The 18232-nt window shown below is 71.2% G+C and carries 16 protein-coding genes; 5 read left to right on the plus strand and 11 right to left on the minus strand.

Annotated features, from left to right (window positions below):
- The 6 genes from IT780_RS15610 to IT780_RS15635 all read right to left on the minus strand — a co-directional run bounded on the left by IT780_RS15610 (position 1) and on the right by IT780_RS15635 (position 5202).
- The gene (locus IT780_RS15610) at positions 1-366 is read right to left on the minus strand and encodes an NADH-quinone oxidoreductase subunit A (RefSeq protein ID WP_199512254.1); all 366 of its coding nucleotides are present in this window, start codon (positions 364-366) and stop codon (positions 1-3) included.
- Positions 367-445: 79 nt separating this feature from the next.
- Positions 446-1726 (minus strand): geranylgeranyl reductase family protein, encoded by a 1281-nt coding sequence (locus tag IT780_RS15615; RefSeq protein WP_199512255.1) that lies wholly within the window; start codon positions 1724-1726, stop codon positions 446-448.
- 98 nt (positions 1727-1824) lie between these two features.
- A complete protein-coding gene (locus tag IT780_RS15620; protein WP_199512256.1) occupies positions 1825-2106 on the minus strand; it encodes a hypothetical protein in 282 nt (93 codons plus the stop codon).
- A 49-nt stretch (positions 2107-2155) separates the two neighbouring features.
- Positions 2156-2851 (minus strand): demethylmenaquinone methyltransferase, encoded by a 696-nt coding sequence (locus IT780_RS15625; RefSeq protein WP_307831206.1) that lies wholly within the window; start codon positions 2849-2851, stop codon positions 2156-2158.
- Positions 2852-3182: 331 nt separating this feature from the next.
- Positions 3183-4418, minus strand: a complete 1236-nt coding sequence (gene mqnC / locus IT780_RS15630; RefSeq protein WP_199512258.1) for a cyclic dehypoxanthinyl futalosine synthase — start codon at positions 4416-4418, stop codon at positions 3183-3185.
- A 46-nt stretch (positions 4419-4464) separates the two neighbouring features.
- Entirely contained in the window at positions 4465-5202 is a 738-nt protein-coding gene (locus IT780_RS15635; protein ID WP_199512259.1) for a TetR/AcrR family transcriptional regulator, read from the minus strand.
- A gap of 73 nt (positions 5203-5275) precedes the next feature.
- Here IT780_RS15635 and IT780_RS15640 point away from each other — a divergent pair, with 73 nt between their 5' ends.
- The 3 genes from IT780_RS15640 to IT780_RS15650 are packed head-to-tail and all read left to right on the plus strand — an operon-like array spanning position 5276 to position 9596.
- Complete coding sequence (locus tag IT780_RS15640) at positions 5276-5656, plus strand: VOC family protein (protein ID WP_199512260.1); 381 nt, start codon at positions 5276-5278, stop codon at positions 5654-5656.
- A 54-nt stretch (positions 5657-5710) separates the two neighbouring features.
- Complete coding sequence (locus IT780_RS15645; RefSeq protein WP_199512261.1) at positions 5711-8761, plus strand: DEAD/DEAH box helicase; 3051 nt, start codon at positions 5711-5713, stop codon at positions 8759-8761.
- A 1-nt stretch (position 8762) separates the two neighbouring features.
- Positions 8763-9596, plus strand: coding sequence for an SWIM zinc finger family protein (locus tag IT780_RS15650; protein WP_199512262.1), 834 nt, complete (start codon positions 8763-8765; stop codon positions 9594-9596).
- 41 nt (positions 9597-9637) lie between these two features.
- Here IT780_RS15650 and IT780_RS15655 read toward each other — a convergent pair whose 3' ends face one another.
- Positions 9638-11239 (minus strand): beta-1,3-glucanase family protein, encoded by a 1602-nt coding sequence (locus tag IT780_RS15655; protein WP_199512263.1) that lies wholly within the window; start codon positions 11237-11239, stop codon positions 9638-9640.
- Between the two features lie 415 nt (positions 11240-11654).
- On the opposite strand from IT780_RS15655, the gene IT780_RS15660 reads away from it, so the two are divergent.
- Positions 11655-12602: an aldo/keto reductase gene (locus IT780_RS15660; RefSeq protein ID WP_199512375.1), complete on the plus strand. Its 948-nt coding sequence runs from the start codon at positions 11655-11657 to the stop codon at positions 12600-12602.
- Positions 12603-12609: 7 nt separating this feature from the next.
- Complete coding sequence (locus IT780_RS15665) at positions 12610-13620, plus strand: alpha-hydroxy acid oxidase (protein WP_199512264.1); 1011 nt, start codon at positions 12610-12612, stop codon at positions 13618-13620.
- Between the two features lie 25 nt (positions 13621-13645).
- On the opposite strand, the gene IT780_RS15670 is transcribed toward IT780_RS15665, so the two are convergent.
- The 4 genes from IT780_RS15670 to IT780_RS15685 all read right to left on the minus strand — a co-directional run bounded on the left by IT780_RS15670 (position 13646) and on the right by IT780_RS15685 (position 18224).
- Positions 13646-15169 (minus strand): COG1361 family protein, encoded by a 1524-nt coding sequence (locus tag IT780_RS15670; RefSeq protein WP_199512265.1) that lies wholly within the window; start codon positions 15167-15169, stop codon positions 13646-13648.
- Between the two features lie 311 nt (positions 15170-15480).
- Entirely contained in the window at positions 15481-16335 is an 855-nt protein-coding gene (locus tag IT780_RS15675; protein WP_199512266.1) for a menaquinone biosynthetic enzyme MqnA/MqnD family protein, read from the minus strand.
- Positions 16332-17591 carry an MFS transporter gene (locus tag IT780_RS15680; protein WP_199512267.1) on the minus strand — a complete coding sequence of 420 codons (1260 nt, stop codon included), beginning with the start codon at positions 17589-17591 and terminating at the stop codon, positions 16332-16334. The genes IT780_RS15675 and IT780_RS15680 overlap by 4 nt, the downstream gene beginning before the upstream one ends.
- Positions 17592-17651: 60 nt before the next feature.
- A complete protein-coding gene (locus tag IT780_RS15685) occupies positions 17652-18224 on the minus strand; it encodes an ArsR/SmtB family transcription factor (RefSeq protein ID WP_199512268.1) in 573 nt (190 codons plus the stop codon).
- Positions 18225-18232: the final 8 nt, after the last annotated feature.

The raw sequence follows: 18232 nt of genomic DNA on the forward strand, positions 1-18232 counted from the left end.
TCAGTCCCAGTTGAGGCCGCCGCGTCGCCACACGTACGTGTAGGCGATGAAGACGGTGACGATGAAGAGGACCATCTCGACGAACCCGAACAAGCCGAGCGACTCGAAGGACACGGCCCACGGGTAGAGGAAGATGGTCTCGATGTCGAAGATGATGAACAGCATCGCGGTCAGGTAGAACTTGACCGGGAAGCGGCCGCCGCCGATCGGCTGCGGCGCCGGTTCGATGCCGCACTCGTACGCATCGAGCTTGGCCCGGTTGTATCGCTTCGGACCGACGATCGGGGCGATCGCCACCGAGAACAGGGCGAATAGCGCGCCGAGGACCAGCAGCCCGACGATCGGTACGTAGGGATTGAGCGTCATACCGTCTCCTGCTCGACTGTTAGCCGCTTCACACTATTAATGCTCTTATGACCAGCCCGTACCGGGGTCCACGGGGCACTCATACCGCAGGTGCAACCTTCGTCAGACCGTTGATGATGCGGTCCATCGCGTCCCCGTCCCGTGGATCCGTCAGATTCGCCAGCAGTTTGAGCACGAAGCGCATCAGCGTCGGGTGTGGCATGCCGTGCTTGGTGGCGATGCGCATGACCTGGGGGTTGCCGATGAGCTTCACGAAGATCCCGCCCAGCCGGTAATACCCGCCGAAACGATCCTTCAACGCCGCCGGGTACGCCTGCAGGGCCCGCTCGCGGTCCGGACCGGCGGCGCGCGCGAGGGCTTGGACGGCCACCTCCGCGGCGAGCTCGCCGGACTCCATGGCGTACGCGATGCCCTCGCCGTTCATGGGGTTGACCATGCCGCCCGAGTCGCCGACGAGCATCATGCCGCGCGTGTAGTGCGGGACGCGGTTGAAGCCCATCGGCAGGGCGGCGCCGAGGATGGGCCCGTCGGCGTTGGCCTCGTCGCGCAGGCCCCAGTCCTCGGGCGTGGAGCCGAGCCAGTCCGTCAGCATCGCGCGGTAGTTGGTCTTGCCGAAGGCGTCCGAGGAGTTCAGGATGCCGAGGCCGACGTTGACCCGGCCGTCGCCGAGCCCGAAGATCCAGCCGTACCCGGGCAGCAGGCGGTTGGGGTCCTGCGCGCTGCGCAGCTCCAGCCACGACTCCAGGTAGTCGTCGTCGGCGCGCGCCGGGGAGTTGTAGTAGCGCCGGACGGCCACGCCGATCGGGCGGTCGTCGCGCTTGGCCAGGCCCATCGCGAGCGGCAGCTTGCCGGACACGCCGTCCGCCGCGATCACCAGCGGGGCCAGATACTGAACGGGCTCCTTGTCCGGGCCCACCTTCGCCTCGACCCCGACGGCGCGGTTGTCCGCGTCCAGCACCGGGCCGGAGACGGTCACGCCGGTGCGCAGCAGCGCCCCGGCCTCGACGGCCCGCTTGGCGAGCATGTCGTCGAAGTCCATGCGGGTGCGGACGAGCCCGTAGTTGGGGAAGCTCGCGAGGTCGGGCCAGTCCAGCTCGAGCCGGATGCCGCCCCCGATCACGCGCAGGCCGCGGTTGTGCAGCCAGCCGGCCTTCTCCGAGGTGTCGACGCCCATGCGCACGAGCTGGCGTACCGCTCGTGGCGTGAGGCCGTCCCCGCAGACCTTCTCCCGCGGGAACTCCGTCTTCTCCAGCAGCAGTACTCTCAGCCCGTGCCTGGCCATGTGGTAGGCCGCGGCGGATCCGCCCGGCCCGGCACCGACCACGATCACGTCAGCCTCGTCGGCGACGGTCCCGTTCACGGCTCACCTCCGGTCTCGCGCAGGCTCGTGAAACAGTTCACAAGCCAGCCCAGTCGGAGTCTAAGACCGGCATCGAGGCGGATCAGGGTTAGGCAACCCTAACCGTTGGTCGAGGGCGAAATGCCCGTCCCGCTCGTGGTCAACGCCCGGTCTGCGATCTGTCGCGTGACTCCGTCCAGGTATTCCCGAAACGTACCGTCCAGCGCCCGGTCCAGTTGGACGATCAGCTCATCCACCAGCCGCTGGGCGTGTCCCGGGTCGGACGCCGCCACCAACCGGATCAGGTGCGCCAGCTCCAGAGCGCGGCGCTCACCCTCGTCCCGGTCGTCGATCGCGACATCGATGTCCGAGTCGTCGACGAAGAGGTCGATAGTCGTCATACCCGCAGCTAACACCGATTGCGGTGACGAAACGGGCGAACGGCTATCTTTACCTCTTTGTGGCCCGGTGCAGCGCGACGACGCCACCCGTCAGGTTGCGCCACGCGACCCGGTCCCACGGCCCGGCCGCCGCGATGCGATCGGCCAGCCCCTCCTGGTCCGGCCAGGCACGGATCGACTCGGCCAGATACACGTACGCGTCCGGGTTGCTCGAGACGCCGCGCGCGACCACCGGCAGGCTCCGCATCAGGTACGACATGTAGACAGTGCGGAACGCGGGGTTGGTGGGGCTGCTGAACTCGCACACCACCAGGCGCCCGCCGGGCCGGGTCACCCTCGCCAGCTCGCGCAGCGCGGCCCCGGTGTCCACGACGTTGCGCAGCGCGAAGGAGATCGTCACCGCGTCGAACGCCTCGTCGGCAAACGGCAGCCGCAGCGCGTCACCGGCCACCAGCGGGACCGTGCGCCCGGACCGCCGCCCCACGCGCAGCATGCCGGTGGACAGGTCGGCGCCCACCGCGTACGCCCCCGAGCGGCCCAGCTCCTCCGTCGACACGCCCGTGCCCGCGCCGACGTCGAGCACCCGGTCCCCGGGCCGCAACGCCAGCGCCGCCCGGGTCGCCCGCCGCCAGCCCCGGTCCTGCCCGAAGGAGAGCACGGTGTTGGTGAGGTCGTACCGCTCGGCGACGCCGTCGAACATCTCGGCGACTTCCTGCGGCTGCTTGTCCAGGTCTGCGCGCGTCACGCTCGCATTCTGCTCCACGGACATACAGAAAGGGCGGGATGGTGACCCATCCCGCCCTGCCCTTGTGCGTTATATATACGACCGCCATCGGTCGGGTCCGAACCCACCGCCGGCGGTCGATGCCTCGGCGACGCTTGTGGTGTTGCGGTACTACCGGGTGTTACGCAGGCACCGTAACCAGCGCCGACACGGCGTACCAGAGGCTTACGGGGCTCGTTACCGAGGAGCAATCCGGCCCTCTCCGACCCACCGATCCGCACCTGTCCGATCGGCCGACCCGGACGGTCGTACGGCCCACCGCCACCCCTCATCGGGGGTCACACCTGTGGCGTCAGGAGACGTCCACCAGCGGCAGGTTCTTGCGGCCGCCCTCCGGCATGGCGATCGACGAGTAGTGCGAGACCACCCGCTCGTCCGTCGGGTCGTCCGCCGGCGTCCGGTGCACGGCCAGGTGCCGGTAGAGCGTGTCGCGCTGGGCCGGGACGCGGTCCGCGGTCCGGATCATGCCGATCAGCTCGTGCAGGTTGGAGCGGTGCCGGGCGCCGGCCGAGGAGATCACGTTCTCCTCGAGCATGATCGAGCCCAGGTCGTCGACGCCCAGGTGCAGCGAGAGCTGTCCGACGTCCTTGCCCGTGGTCAGCCAGGAGGCCTGCAGGTGGGCGACGTTGTCGAAGAACAGCCGGGACACGGCGACGAAGCGCAGGTACTCCATCGTGGTCGCCTGGGTGCGGCCCTTGAGGTGGTTGTTCTCCGGCTGGTACGTCCACGGGATGAAGGCGCGGAAGCCGCCGACGCCGCCGGCCTGCTCGACCGCGGAGTCCACGTACCCGTTGGCGACGGCCAGGTCCTGCACCTCGCGGATCATCCGGATGTGCTCGATGCGCTCGGCGTTGGTCTCGCCCGTGCCCATCATCATCGTGGCCGTGGAGCTCAGGCCGTTGCGGTGCGCGACCGCCATGACCTCCAGCCACCGCGCGCCGCTCTCCTTGAGCGGGGCGATGGCCTTACGCGGGCGGTCCGGCAGCATCTCCGCGCCGGCGCCGGCGATCGAGTCGAGCCCGGCCGCCTTGATCCGGACGATCGCCTCCTCGATGGAGACGCCCGAGACCTTGGCCATGTGCAGGATCTCGCTGGGACCGATCGAGTGGATGACGAGCTGCGGGTACGCCGCCTTGACCGAAGAGAAGAGGTTTTCGTAGTACTCGACGCCGTAGTCGGGGTGGTGGCCGCCCTGGAGCATGACCTGCGTGGCGCCGAGGTCGACCGCCTCGCCGCAGCGGTGCAGGATCTCCTCCATCGGGTGCGTCCAGCCCTCCTTGTGCTTCGGCGCCCGGTAGAAGGCGCAGAACTTGCACGCGGTGACGCACACGTTGGTGTAGTTGATGTTGCGGTCGATCAGGTAGGTGACGATGCCGTCGGGATACCGCCGCCGCCGGACGGCATCGGCCGCCTCGCCCAGCGCGTGGAAGGGCGCGTCGGTGTAGAGCAGCAGGGCCTCCTCGGGCGTGATCCGCCCGCCGTCGGCACCGCGCTGCAGAATGCTGTCGATCTCCGCGTTCACCGTCACGTTCCGAAGACTACGTCCCCGCGCGGGCCGGAGTCAGCGGCGCGGGTCACTGGCGTGCGATCAGCGCCCCCAGGCCGTCGAGCACCCGCTCCAGGCCGAAGGCGTACGCGTGCTCGGCGTTGAACGCCGCACCCAGCTCGGCGCCCGCGGCCTCGCCCACCCGGACGGCCAGGGGGAAGCGGTGCCGGTCGAACACCTTCTCCAGCAACGGGCCGCTCTCCTCCCACCACTGCTGGTCGGTCTGGCCGGAGCGCGCCACCGAGGCCCGGGCCGCGGCGGAGGCACGGGCCGCGTGCTGCACGAACCCCAGCACGTAGGTCAGCGCCGCGTCCATCTCCACGTCGTCGAGGCCGGTTCCTTCGAAGGCGCGCAGCTCGTGGTCGTACTTCGCCATCAGGCCGGGGCCGAGCGGCGGGCGGTTCACGGGCAGTTCGGCGGCCCACGGATGGGCCTCGTACAGGGCGCGATTTTGCTCCGCGACCGTGCGAACCCGGTCCCGCCAGTCGTGGCCGCCCTCGCCCTCGCGGGGCATCCGCAGGTACAGGGCGTCCAGCATCAGATCAAGAAGGGCCGCCTTGTCCGGTACGTACGTGTAGAGCGTCATCGGCACCACGCCCAGCTCCTGGGCCACCCGCCGCATGCTCACCGCGTCGAGCCCTTCGGCGTCGGCCAGGGCGATCGCCGCGTCCACGACCCGGGTGAGCGTCAGCCCCTTCTTGCGCCCCCGCCGGCTCTGCGGCTCCTCGAGCCACAACAGGTCGATGGTGCGTCGCGCCTCGGCCACCGGGTGGCACCCCTTTCTTGTACGGTGTATTTTGTACAGCGTCCATTAACAAGCCCGGCCGCCGGGAGGCACCGTGCGAGTCTCATCCTCCGCCGTCTCGCTCACCGTCGACGACGTCCCCGCCTCGAGCAAGTTTCTCGCCACCCACTTCGGCTTCTCCGAGCGGATGTCCGCCGACGGCTTCGCCTCGCTCGGCCGCGACGACGGGGCGATGGACGTGATCTTCCTGCGCCGCGGCATCGAGGTCCTGCCCCCGGAGCTGCGAGAGCGGCACGCGTCCGGCACGATCATCGCCTTCGTGGTCGACGACCTCGACGCGGAGCACGAGCGTCTGCGTGCGGAGGGAGTCGCCATCACGCTGCCCCTGCGCGAGGAGCCGTGGGGCGAGCGGCTCTTCATGGTGACCGACCCCAACGGCGTGCCGTACGAACTGGTGGAGTGGGTCGCGACGTGAGTCTTCGCCGCGTCGGTCGTTAATCTCGGTGGGTCGATCGGAATCGGAGTCGCAGTGCTCGTCGTACATGGCGTCTGGACAGCCGGTGAGTCGGCGCCGGGACGGCTCGCGCTCTGGGCCGAGGATCCCGGCCTCCCGCTGACCACCACCTCCCGGGCACGGTCCCGGCCGCACCCGTTCGCCGTGCCGGCCGCCGCGCTCTCGACGGCCCTCTCCGGTTCCTCCGACGACGTCCGCGACGCTCTGGTCAAGGCGGACGAGAGCACCCTGAACCTGCGCCTGCCCGGCACGGCGAAGGGCCCGCTGCCGTCGCCGGAGACGGGCAGCGAGGCGCCATCCCGGGGCCTGCGCCTGACGAGCTGGGAGATCCCCGTGCTCGTGATCCCGGGCGATCAGGCGCTGAACGTCCTCGGCGCGCTGGCCGACCCGGACCCGGAGAGCCCGTGGACCGCCGCGGCCTCGTTGCGATACCTCTCGCTGCTGGCCGGGCACGCCTGCGACATGGCTCGCCGGGGCCGGATGCTGCCGCAGCTGGTCACGGAGGCCGGAGTGCCCGCCGCACGGTGGCGTCCGGTGCTCACCGGGGCCGACGCGGCGGCGTTCCGGGAGTTCGCCGAGGCGATGCCGCCGGTCTGCCGGGCCGGCGGCGGCTCGGACCAGGGTGCCGCCCGCACGGTGCGCGATGTCCTGAACGCGCTGGTCGACGCGGGAGCACGGGCGGTTCTGCCGGAGCGCCTCCTCCTCGGGGCCCGTCCCGGCCCCCGGGCCGCCCTGGCGGACCGGTGGGTGTCCGCCCTGACCGCCGAGGACCGCACCCTGCCCGGCGCCGACGCGGCCGACGTGGCCGCGCTCACCGAGCCGCTCGAGGCGTGGCTACGGGCCGCGCACGAGGCCAACGGGCCCGTCCGGGTCAGTTTCCGGCTGGTCGAGCCGCCCCCGGGCGAGGACACGTGGTCCCTCGTGTTCGCGCTGCAGTCGGCCGACGACCCCAGCCTGTATCTCCCGGCCGAGGAGCTGTGGTCCGGCGGGCGGTTGCCGGGCCTCGCCGGCCGGGCCGACGAGACCCTGCTGGCCGGGCTCGGCCGCGCCGTGCGGCTCTTCCCCGCGCTGCACGAGGCCCTGCTCGACGCCCGGCCGCACGAGATGACGCTCAGCACCGCCGAGGCGCACGAGTTCCTGCGGCAGGCCGCGCCCCTGCTCCAGGCGGCGGGTTTCGGCGTTCAGCTCCCGTCATGGGCCGGACGTAAGGCGGTCGGGCTCAAGCTGACGACCCGCACCAGGAGCACGACGCCGTCGGGCAAGGCCGCGGCCGACTCCGGGTTCGGCCTCGAGGAGCTGGTCGACTTCCGCATCGACCTGATCATCGGGGACGGCACGGTCAGCGCCGAGGAGCTGGCCGAGCTGGCCCGGCTCAAGGTGCCGCTGGTCCGGGTGCGCGGCCAATGGGTCGAGCTGGACGACCGGCAACTCAAGGCGGCGCTCCGGGCGGTGGACCGGCGGCGCGAGGGCGAGCTCACCGCCGGCGAAGTGCTCCAGCAGGTGGTCGACGGCGGCGAGGAGGACCTGCCGCTCGTCGAGGTGGACGCGGACGGCCGGCTCGGCGACCTGCTCTCCGGGGAGGCGGCGGCGCGGCTGACGCCCGTGTCCACGCCGCCGGGGTTCCAGGGGGTGCTGCGGCCGTACCAGGAGCGGGGTCTGTCGTGGCTCTCCTTCCTCGGGCGGCTCGGGCTCGGCGGCATCCTGGCCGACGACATGGGGCTCGGGAAGACCGCACAAACCCTGTCGCTCCTGCTCACCGAACGGGAGAACGCGGCAACTCGCGCCGAGCTGTCCGCGACGCTGCTCATCTGTCCTATGTCTCTGGTCAGCAACTGGCAGAAGGAGGCCGCCCGCTTCGCCCCGAGCCTGCGCGTGGTGGTGCACCACGGCAACGCACGGAAGCGCGACGACGAGTTCAAGGCGGCCGTCGCCGAGGCCGACGTCGTCATCACCACCTACGGCACCGCGCTGCGCGATCTGCACCTGCTGCGGGATGTCCAATGGGGACGGGTTGTCTGCGACGAGGCTCAGGCGATCAAGAACAGTGGCACGCGGCAGGCGCAGGCCGTTCGCGCCATCCCGGCCCGCACCCGGCTGGCCCTGACCGGCACGCCCGTGGAGAACCACCTCGCCGAGCTGTGGTCCATCATGGAGTTCGCCAACCCGGGCCTGCTGGGGCCGGCGAAACGTTTCCGTAAACGGTTCCAGGAGCCCATCGAGGTCCGCGGCGATGCCGACGCGACCGCGGCCCTCAAGCGGGCCACCGGGCCGTTCGTGCTGCGGCGCCTCAAGACCGACAAGTCGATCATCTCCGACCTCCCGGAGAAGAACGAGATGAAGGTGTGGTGCCCGCTCACGGCCGAGCAGGCCACCCTCTACCAGGCGGTGGTGGAGGACATGATGGCCGTCATCGAGAACACCGAGGGCATCCAGCGGCGCGGCAACGTCATCTCGGCCATGACGAAACTCAAGCAGGTCTGCAACCATCCGGCCCACCTGCTCAAGGACGGGTCCCGGCTGCCCGGCCGCTCAGGCAAGCTGGCCCGGCTGGAGGAGCTGACCGAGGAGATCGTGACCGACGGCGACAAGGCGCTCGTCTTCACGCAGTACGCGGAGTTCGGGGCGATGCTGCAGCCGTACCTGGCCGCACACCTCGACCGCCCGGTGCTGTGGCTCCACGGTGGACTGTCGAAGGCGAAGCGCGACGAGCTCGTCGAACGGTTCCAGCGGGACCCCGAGCCGATGATCTTCCTGCTTTCGTTGAAGGCGGCGGGCACCGGCCTCAACCTGACCGCGGCCAACCACGTCATCCACGTGGACCGGTGGTGGAACCCCGCAGTGGAGGACCAGGCGACGGACCGGGCGTTCCGCATCGGACAGTCGCGCAACGTGCAGGTTCGCAAGTTCATCTGCACCGGGACGCTCGAGGAGAAGATCGACGCGATGATCGAGCGGAAGAAGGCGCTGGCGTCCACAGTGGTCGGCACGGGCGAGGACTGGATCACCGACCTCAGCACCACCGAGCTGCGCGAGCTGTTCGCCCTCGACCCGGTGGCGGTGAGCTGACATGCCGGTCGACCCGGAGGGACGCTGGTTCGAGACGACCGGCCCGATCCGCGTGGACGGTGGCATCGCCGTGCGCGCCCAGCGGGGGAAGATCGGCGAGCAGTGGTGGTCGCGGCGGTTCGTCGACATCCTCGAGCGCACGTGCGCTCCCGGACGGCTTGCGCGGGGGCGGGCGTACGCGCGCAAGGGGCAGGTCATCGACTTCGAGCTGACCCCGGGGACCGTGACGGGCCGGGTTCAGGGCTCGCGTCCGACGCCGTACGGGGTGACGATCCGCATCCCGGCGTACGATGAGGCACAGTGGACACGAGCACTCGCCGCACTCGGGTCACAGGCGTTGTATCGCGCCGCCCTGCTCGCGGGTGAGATGCCGCACGAGATCGTCGACGTCTTCGACGAGCTCGAGCTGCCGCTGTTCCCGTCCGCATTGGACATGTCGTGCACATGCCCGGACTGGGGCGTGCCGTGCAAGCACCTTTCCGCTGTCCTGTACGTCCTCGCCGAGGCGTTCGACGACGATCCGTTCCTCGTGCTGGCTTGGCGCGGCCGCCAGCGGGAGGAAATCCTCTCCGCATTACGCGGGCTCCCCGAACCGACGGAGGCCGTCGACCCGCTCGCGGTCGACGAGGTGGCGCTGGAGGACCGGCTGGGCGACTTCTACACGCCGGCCATCTCGCTGAGTCGGTTGCGGGAACGGCCCGCCCGGGTCACGGCGCCTCCCGAGCTGCTGCTGCGGGTGCTGGATCCGCCGCGGGTGCGGGTGCGCGCCATCCCGTTGACGGACATCCTGCGCCCCGCCTACCGAGACCTCGGAGGTACCTCCACAACAGACTGAGGGGCCCGCGCTTTCGCGCGGACCCCTCGGTCAGGGCCTGGTCAGCCCTTGTGCCACTTCTGGTTCGCCGTGCCCGCGCAGTCCCACAGCTGGAGCCGCGCGCCGTCGTTGCCGTTCCAGTCCTTGATGTCGACGCACTTGTTGGCCTGAACGTTGACCAGGTCCCCCGCGCCCGACAACACGAACTGCTGAGCGCCCGTGTTGTTGCAGGTGTAGAGCTGGACCACGGCGCCGCTGGCGGTCGAGCCGTCGGCCACGTCCATGCACTTGCCGCCGGCCTGGACCGCGCCGTTGGCGAACGTCCACTTCTGGGCGTTGGAGTTGTTGCAGGTCCACGCCTGCAGAGGCGCCCGGTCCACGAAACTGCCGCTCGGGACGTCGATGCACTTGCCGTTCCAGTCACTGATCAGCGACACCGCACCCGTGGTCGGCGGCGGGGTGGTGCCGCCCGCGCCGAACGGGGTGAGGATCAGGCCGGCAGAGCGCGGGTCACCGCTGTGCACCAGCGACTCGAAGTTGGCGACGTCGTCGAAGGCGAACGCGTACGCCTTACCGTCCGCCATGTTCTGGTGGATGATCTTCCCGTACTGGTTGGCCGGGTTGTTCTGGTAGAACTGCGCGGCGTTCGTGCTGGGCTGGGTGTCGATCGTGCCGAGGGTGCCCCGGTTCAGCGCAGCGCACAGGGTCCGCGAGATCGGGCCCACCACCTGGTCGTTCGGCGCCGGGAGGTCACCGTCGCAGCCCCACACCGACGCGGAGGACGGCTTGTTGAACGACGCCACCTGCTGACCGGCCGAGTTGGTGAAGGTCATGACGTTGCCGGACGTCCGCCCGAAGTACTTGGTGTTGGGCTGATCCCCGAACGGCACGATCGTCAGCGTCTTCGACGTGTACGCGTTCCACGCCGAGTTGATGTACGAGTCGTAGTAGTTGGCGCTGAGCAGCCCCGCGCCCGCCGCCTTGCCCGGGGATAGCACGCGCAGCACCGTACCGTCGGAGCGGGTCACGACGGTCCGGTCCCAGCCCGCCTGAGCCTTGATCCCGTTGATGACGTTGTTACGTCCGTTGTTGACCGGGTCACCGGTCCGGGTCGTCACCCCGTTGGATCCGGTGACGGTGACCGCGTGCGGCACGGCGAACATGTCGACCTGCGAGCTGTTGAGCCACAGACCGTCGTTGTTGTACGTGAACTCGCTCCAGTCGAACAGAATGTTGTAGTTCGGGTCGCCGCTCGCCCACGGGGCCGGCTGGACCAGCCCGTCCGGGGTGAGCAGGAACTTGAGCTTCTCGCCCAGCGAGAAGTACACCCGCCCGGAGAGGCCCTTCGGGAAGTTGACCGTGGTCGTGCCGCCGTTGCCCGGGCCGCCGATCGCCACGTCGGGCGCCGGCGAGGGCGGGATGTTCCCGGCCGGCCACGGCGTGAACGTGCCGCCCTGGTTGACGTAGCCGAGGCGGCCGGTGTTCAGGTTCGTGCCGATGACGTACACGTAGACCGCGTCGCCGCGGCCGGTGTTGTTGGTGATGGTGACCGGGAGCAGCGCCGGGCCGGCAGCCTGGGCGGGCGCCGCGGCGGCGGACACCGCCACCGGCACCGCGGCCGCCACGGCGGCTAGCGCGTGCAACAGCTTTCGTCTGGTTCGCACGGTGACTCCTTGGGGGACGAAGCGGCGCGATGGGTACGGGACAACCCCGGTGACCTGCCTGTTCGGCCGGTACCGGGTCGGGGATGGGAAATAGCCGGGTCACGCGTCGTGAGCTGCGGAGGAGCAGCCTGAGAGCGCTCTCACAGCATGAAATGGTTAACACTGTGTGTCAATAGACGTCGGATGATGTATTTCGGCGGTGTTTCCGGCTGCGCCGGGCCGCCGCCGGACCTGCCGGCCGTTCCCAGCAGGCCGGTTCGACCATTGCGTCATGTGTCCATCTCCGACAGCGTGCCGACCCGCGTCCGCGCCACCCGCCGATGCGTTGTCCACAGGCCCGAGGCGTTATCCACAGGCGCCGCCGCGCGGCCCGCGTCGCTGCCGGAAGCGGCATAGGGTCGACGGCATGAGCGAGATGAACTACCGCCGCCTCGGCTCGTCCGGGCTGGTCGTCTCCGTCGTCGGGATCGGCTGCAACAACTTCGGCCGCAGGATCGACTTCGACGGGACGCGGGCGGTCGTCGACGCGGCTCTCGACGCCGGGATCACCCTCTTCGACACCGCCGACATCTACGGGACCCCGCACGGGACCTCCGAGGAATGGCTCGGCGCCGCGCTGAAGGGCCGGCGGGAGGAGGTTGTGCTGGCGACCAAGTTCGGCATGGACATGGAGGGCATGAACGGCGTCGATCACGGCGTGCGGGGTTCGCGGCGATACATCGTGCGGGCCGTCGAGGCGTCGCTGCGCCGGCTCGGCACCGACTACATCGATCTCTATCAGATGCATGAGCCCGACGAGGGGACGCCCATCGAGGAGACCCTCGCCGCCCTGGACGATCTGGTACGCGCCGGCAAGGTGCGGTATCTCGGCAACTCGCACTTCGCCGGATGGCAGATCGCCGACGCCGACTGGACCGCGCGGGCCGGCGGGCAGACACCGTTCGTCAGCGCTCAGAACCAGTACAGCCTTCTGCATCGTGACGTCGAGGCCGAGGTGGTGCCCGCGTGCGAGCGGTTCGGGCTGGGGCTGCTGCCGTTCTTCCCGCTGGACAGTGGCCTGCTGACCGGCAAGTACCGGCGCGGACAGCAGCCGCCCGCGGGCACCCGGCTGGCTCAGGACGGCTACCAGGGGTGGCTCGACGAGGCCGACTGGGACCTGATCGAGGCGCTGACCGCGTACGCGGAGGAGCGCGGCCGCTCGCTGCTCGACGTCGCGATCGCGGGTCTCGCGGCACGCCCGGCGGTGACCAGCGTGATCGCCGGGGCGACGACGCCGGAGCAGGTACGGGCCAATGCGGCGGCGGGCGCCTGGCAGCTCACCGCCGAGGACCTCGCCGCCCTGGACGAGCTCCTCGCCGGCTGACCGGGCAGTGAACCCAGCGGAAAGCGAGCAGGCCGGCTGGACTGTGGATTCGCTCGAACGCGAGGCGCGGGACGTCCTCTCCCCCGCCGTCTTCGAGTACTACCGGGCCGGCGCCGGCGAGGGGATCAGCCGCGACGAGGCCGCCACCGCCTGGCGTTCCTGGCGCTTTCTGCCGCGCATCTTCCAGGACGTCTCGACGGTCAGCACCGCCACCGAGCTGTTCGGCACCCACCTGGCCGCGCCCGTCCTGGCCGGCCCCGCCGCGTTGCACACGCTCGCGCATCCGGAGGGCGAGGTGGCCACCGCCCGGGGCGTGTCCGAGGCCGGGTCGCTGCTGGTCCAGTCGGCCCGCGCCGGACGCTCGATCTCGTCGGACCGGTGGTGGTTCCAGGCGTACGTGCTGCGCGACCCTTCCATCACCGAGGCGCAGGTGCGGGACGCGGCGGCCCGGGGCGCGCGGGCGATCGTGCTGACCGCGGACGCGCCGTACGTCTTCCGCAGCGCGGTGCCCGAGGCCGGGAGTGCCGCGCCGGAGAACCGTACGCCGGGGCAGCGGCAGGACCCGGCCCTGAGCGCCGATGCGATCAGGTGGCTGGCCGGCATCTCGGGGCTGCCCGTGCTGGTCAAGGGGGTGCTGCGGCCGGAGGACGCCGTCGCCTGCGTCGAGGCGGGCGCGGCCGGGATAGTCGTCTCCAACCACGGCGGGCGTCAGCTCGATCGGGCGGTGGCTTCCGCATACGCGCTGCGGCCGGTCGTCGAGGCGGTCGGTGGCCGGGTGCCCGTGCTGGTCGACGGCGGGATCCGCAACGGGGCGGACGTGCTGACCGCTCTGGCGCTGGGCGCGAGCGCGGTGCTGATCGGCCGGCCGGTGTTGTGGGCGCTGGCGACCGGCGGTGCTGAGGGCGTACGCGATCTCCTCAGGTTCTATCGCGACGACCTCGCCCGGACGATGGCGCAGGCGGGAGTTCCCAGCCTGGCGCACATCGATGAAAGCCTGATCGGCCCGGGAATCCGTTGATTCCCGGGCCGTCAGCCGTACGGTTCTACTCGGCGATCGTGACGATCCGGCGGCGCCGGGCGGTCACGAAGGCGACCGCGCCGGCGGCCAGCAGCAGCGCACCGCCGCCGGCGAGGAGCCCGGCCGGGGCGCCGGTGACGGGCAGCCCGCCACCCGAACCGCCCGCGGTCAGCTCGACGGCGATCTTCGCGACGTCGTTCGACTTGGTCGGGTCCTGGTCGCCGCCGTCGACGGTGACCGAACCCGCCGCCGAGCCGGCGGTGATCCGGCCGGTGAAGGAGAAGAGCTGCTCCTCGCCCTTCTTGACGCTGTCCAGCGTGAAGCAGATGTACTCGCGGCCGTGCACCTCACCGGGCTCCACGTCCACCGGCGCGCCGTCCGACATCGCGAAGCAGTCGTCGTCGACCCGGGTCAGGTCGATCCCCGCCGGGATGCGCACCAGGGCGCTGGTGATCCAGCCCTGGAACGGCCCCTTCGTCGCCGCCGGGCCGTTGTTGCGCACCCCGACACGGACCGTACGGGACTCGCCGACGGCTCCCGCGAACGTGGCACCCACCGCGGCGCTGTCCGCCTGGTTCCGCGACACCTTGATGCGGAACGTGGTCGCGTTGTCCCAGTCGTTGAGGTCGCCCTCCTCGACGGCCGCCGCGGCGGACCGCTTCTTGCCCACGGGTACGAGTTCGAGCTGCGACTTCGGGGCCGCGGCGGCGTTCTTCGCGGCCAGGTCGGCCAGGTCCAGGTCCTCGTCCGCGTTGGTGGCGAACACCGCGCCGAAGTAGTCGGCCGGGCCGGGGGCGTCGGCCGCGACCTTCACCTTGAGCGGCGTGGCGGCCGACACGGTCAGCACCTCGTCCGGCCCGAGCGGCTGGTCGAAGAAGCACGCCGTACCGTCCAGCTCCTCGACCGCCACGCAGTTGCTGTACGTGGCGGGGAAGCTGATGAACGGCGCGCCCGCGAGGATGATCGCGACGTGGTCCACGGGCCGGTTGCCGGCGTTGCGCACCACGACGGGAACCGTGGCGGACTTGCCGGGCGCCAGCTTCATGTCGTCGACCGCGCCCATCTCCAGGTCGATGCCGGCCTCGGCGCGGACCACGGTGACCTGGGCGCTGGACTGCCAGGTCGAGCCGGCGTCGCGTACGACGATCGGGAAGCTCACGCCCAGGTCCGCCAGGTCGGCGGAGGGCTGCACCTGGAACTTGAACGACTTGAAGTCGCCCGGGGCCAGGTCGCCCAGCCGGCAGGCCGAGAGGTCGGTGCACCCGTTCGGCGGGGTCACGACGACGGAGGCCGGTACCGGGTCGTCGGCGCTGCCGAAGCCGGCGACGAGGTCCTCCGCCTTGGCCCCGCCCTCGTTCACCACCACGAACTCGACGGTCTTGGTCTTGCCGTCGACGGTGACGACCCGCTCGGGGACGTACACCTCGACCTCGGGTCGTTCGTCGTCCGGGCCGGCGTGGGCGGGCAGGGCCGCACCGAACGTACCGAGCCCGATCAGGGCGAGGGGCAGGACCGACCGGCCCAGGAAACTGTGCAGACGCATGGTCACCGCTTCGATGATCAAGTGAGAAGTCCGCGCAGCGTAGGGCACGTGCGAAAGGCCGCGCCACCCGCGTCGGCGCGAAGTGGAGCAAACCCGGCGCAAGATCAGCCCACCGGCCGCTCCGGCCGCCGATCGGCCCACCACGATCAGCCCTCCGGCGCCCAGCAACCCGGCGCCCAGCGACCCAGGCACCCAGCGACCCAGGCACCCAGCGACCCTGGCGCCCGGCGGCCCGGGCACCCGAACAGCCCGGCACCCGGCTGCTTGGGGCGCCCCCGCCGGCGCGCCCCGGCGGCGGTCACCCGCGCCGTCGGCGGTCAGACTTCGGCGAAGCGGGGGCCGTCGGCCGGCAGCGGCGGGACCTCGCCGCGCTCGGCGGCCCGGCGGGCGAACTCGCGAACCCCCGCGATCTGCGGCTCACCCAGCGAGAAGTCCAGCGCCCGGAAATACGTGGCCAGCGTCGACGCGTCGAACGGCTCCCAGCGCGCGGCGGCCTCGGCGACCTCGTCCAGCTCGCCGAGGCACAGGTCCCGGGACCGCTGGAACGCCTCGTGCACCTCCTTGACCATGCCCGGCTGGGCGGCGGCGAAGTCGCGGCGGACCGCCCAGACCGCGAACACCATCGGGAGCCCGGTCCACTCCTTCCAGGCCTGGGCCAGGTCGGTCACCTCGAGGCCGAGGGCGGGCGCCTCGTACATGGCGCGCAGCGCAGGGTCGCCGATGAGCACGGCGGCGTCCGCCTCCAGCAGCATCTGGCTCAGCTCGGGCGGGCAGCGGAAGTACTCGGGGTTGGCCGCGTACCGCTCGGTCAGCAGCATCTGGGCGAGCAGGACGCCGGTGCGGGAGGTGGAGCCCAGCGCGACCGGGCGGCCGTCCAGTTCCGCGAGCGGCCGGGTGGAGACCAGGTTCACCGAGAGCACCGGGCCGTCGCTGCCCACCGCGAGGTTGGGCAGGAGCAGCAGCTCGTCGGCGTGACGCAGGTATTCCACGAGCGTGATCGGGCCGATGTCCAGGTCGCCGGCGACGAGCGCGGCGCTCAGCCGGTCCGGCGTGTCCTTGCGCAGGTCGACGTCGAGCAGCGCGCCGGACCGCATCAGCCCCCAGTAGATCGGCAGGCAGTTGAGGAACTGGATGTGCCCGACCCGGGGGCGCTGGACCACGTCGTCGCTCATGGTCCGACGCTATCCCCGGCGGGCACCGTACGCGGCGTCTCCACCGGGCCCGAGGGAGCTATCTCACGTCCGGCCCGCCGTACGGGTCCCACGCACAGCAGCACCGCGACGATCCCGGCCAGTCCCGCGGCAGCGACCAGCGGCCGCGGCGGGAAGGCATCGACGAGCGGCCCGCCGACGAGGAAGCCGACCATGCCGGCGCCCTGCGTGGCGGAACTCATCAGCGCGAACGCCCGGCCGCGGGCGGCGGCGGGCACGCGCTCAGCGACCACGACGGAGGTGCAGACGTTGAGACCGCCGTTGCAGATGCCGCCGGCGAACCAGAGCGGCAGCAGGAGAAGCGCATCCCAGACGGCGGCGCCGAGGACGATCGGCGCGCAGGACCCGGCGATCAACAGCAGGACGATCCGCACCAGCCGCGCCGCATCGAACGACCCGGCGGTCTCTCGGCGGCCGAGGCGGCCGAGGCGGCCGAACAGGACGGCGCCGAGCAGCATGCCGCCCGTCCAGGCCGCGCTGACCAGGCCGAACACCGTGGTGGAGGAGCGCAGCGTCTCGCGGATGAAGAACACCTCGATGACGTTGATCGCGCCCACCCCCGCGACGGCGGCGGCCAGGGCACCGATCATCGCCCGGATCAGCCGGTCGTCCCGTAGCCGCCACGGCCGGTCGGCGGCGCGGGTGCGCTCGGCTCGCCGCGTACGGATGAGGAAGCCGGCGCCGACCAGGGACAGATAGCTCGCCGCGTCGATGAGCAGCGGCACCCGTACGCCGAACCGCCCGACCAGCACCCCGGCGAGCGCGGGCGCGACGAGCATGCCGACCATGGCGGCGGTCTGGTTGATGCCGCTGGCCCGCGGCAGGTCCTCGCGCCGGACCATCGCCGGCAGCAGGGCCGCGAGCGTCGGCTGGGTCACCGCGAGCCCGCAGGCCAGCACCGCGACCAACGCGATGATCATGCCGGGCGAGCTCACGAACGCGAGCGCCGCGCAGACGACGGCCTGCCCCGAACCCGCGACGACCAGGACCGTGCGGCTGTCCGCCCGATCGGCGACGCGGCCCGCCACCGGAGCCAGCAGCGCGACCGGAGCGCTCGCCGCCAGCAGCAGCGCGGAGACCGCCAGCCCTCCGGCACCGGCCTCCTGCAGGGCGAGCGCCAGCGACGTGGCGGCCAGGAAGTCCCCGCACACGGACACGGCCCGCGCACCGGCGGCCAGCCGCACGTCGCGCCACGAGCTGACAGATGCGAAGGACATACTTCGAAAATATTCCTTCACATATGCCCATGGCAAGCCCTTGGCTGCAAGAGCCGGGTTCTAGTCGATGGGGAAGGCCGCGTAATGCACGGCCACCGGTCGCGCGTCCGTGGGAGCGTCATTCATCCGCTCCCGCCGCCGGTACGGCTCCACCAGCTCCTGCACCCGCGCATTCAACGCGACCAGCTCCTCGGCCGTCATCAGCAGCATCGGACCCATCAGGGTGGCGGCGTCCCGCCAGGCCCGCGGCTCCTCGTGCTGCCGGCCGAACCACTCCCGCAACCGCGCGAAGTCCCGCGCCAGATAGACGTCGACCAGCTCCTGCTGGCTGCGGCGCGTCTCCGGCTCGTCCAGGTCCCCCTCGACGCTGAACCCGGACGTCGTACTGCGCCACAGCCGCTCCCGGCCGTCCCCGCGGCTCGGCGCCTGCTCCACGAGCCCCACCTTGGCGAGTTCCCGCAGGTGATAGCTGGTCGCACTCGGCGACAAGTCGACCAGCCCGGCACACTGGGTGGCGCTCACCGCCTCGCCCGTGCTCCCCAGATGCTCGACGATCGCGATCCGCGCGGGATGCGCGAGCGCCCGCATGACCTTGGGATCGGTGATCCGCGCACGCACCCGCTGCTCAGCCATGCCCCAAT

It is taken from the genome of Nucisporomicrobium flavum (genome assembly GCF_016464385.1).
Classification (GTDB): domain Bacteria; phylum Actinomycetota; class Actinomycetes; order Mycobacteriales; family Micromonosporaceae; genus Actinoplanes; species Actinoplanes flavus_A.

Bases quoted from the DNA above. Each gene is read 5' to 3' on its own strand.
- IT780_RS15685 (WP_199512268.1), bottom strand. From the start codon at position 18,224: ATGGCTGAGCAGCGGGTGCGTGCGCGGATCACCGATCCCAAGGTCATG.
- IT780_RS15675 (WP_199512266.1), bottom strand. From the start codon at position 16,335: ATGAGCGACGACGTGGTCCAGCGCCCCCGGGTCGGGCACATCCAGTTC.
- IT780_RS15660 (WP_199512375.1), top strand. From the start codon at position 11,655: ATGAACTACCGCCGCCTCGGCTCGTCCGGGCTGGTCGTCTCCGTCGTC.
- IT780_RS15680 (WP_199512267.1), bottom strand. From the start codon at position 17,591: ATGTCCTTCGCATCTGTCAGCTCGTGGCGCGACGTGCGGCTGGCCGCC.
- IT780_RS15610 (WP_199512254.1), bottom strand. From the start codon at position 366: ATGACGCTCAATCCCTACGTACCGATCGTCGGGCTGCTGGTCCTCGGC.
- IT780_RS15650 (WP_199512262.1), top strand. From the start codon at position 8,763: ATGCCGGTCGACCCGGAGGGACGCTGGTTCGAGACGACCGGCCCGATC.
- IT780_RS15620 (WP_199512256.1), bottom strand. From the start codon at position 2,106: ATGACGACTATCGACCTCTTCGTCGACGACTCGGACATCGATGTCGCG.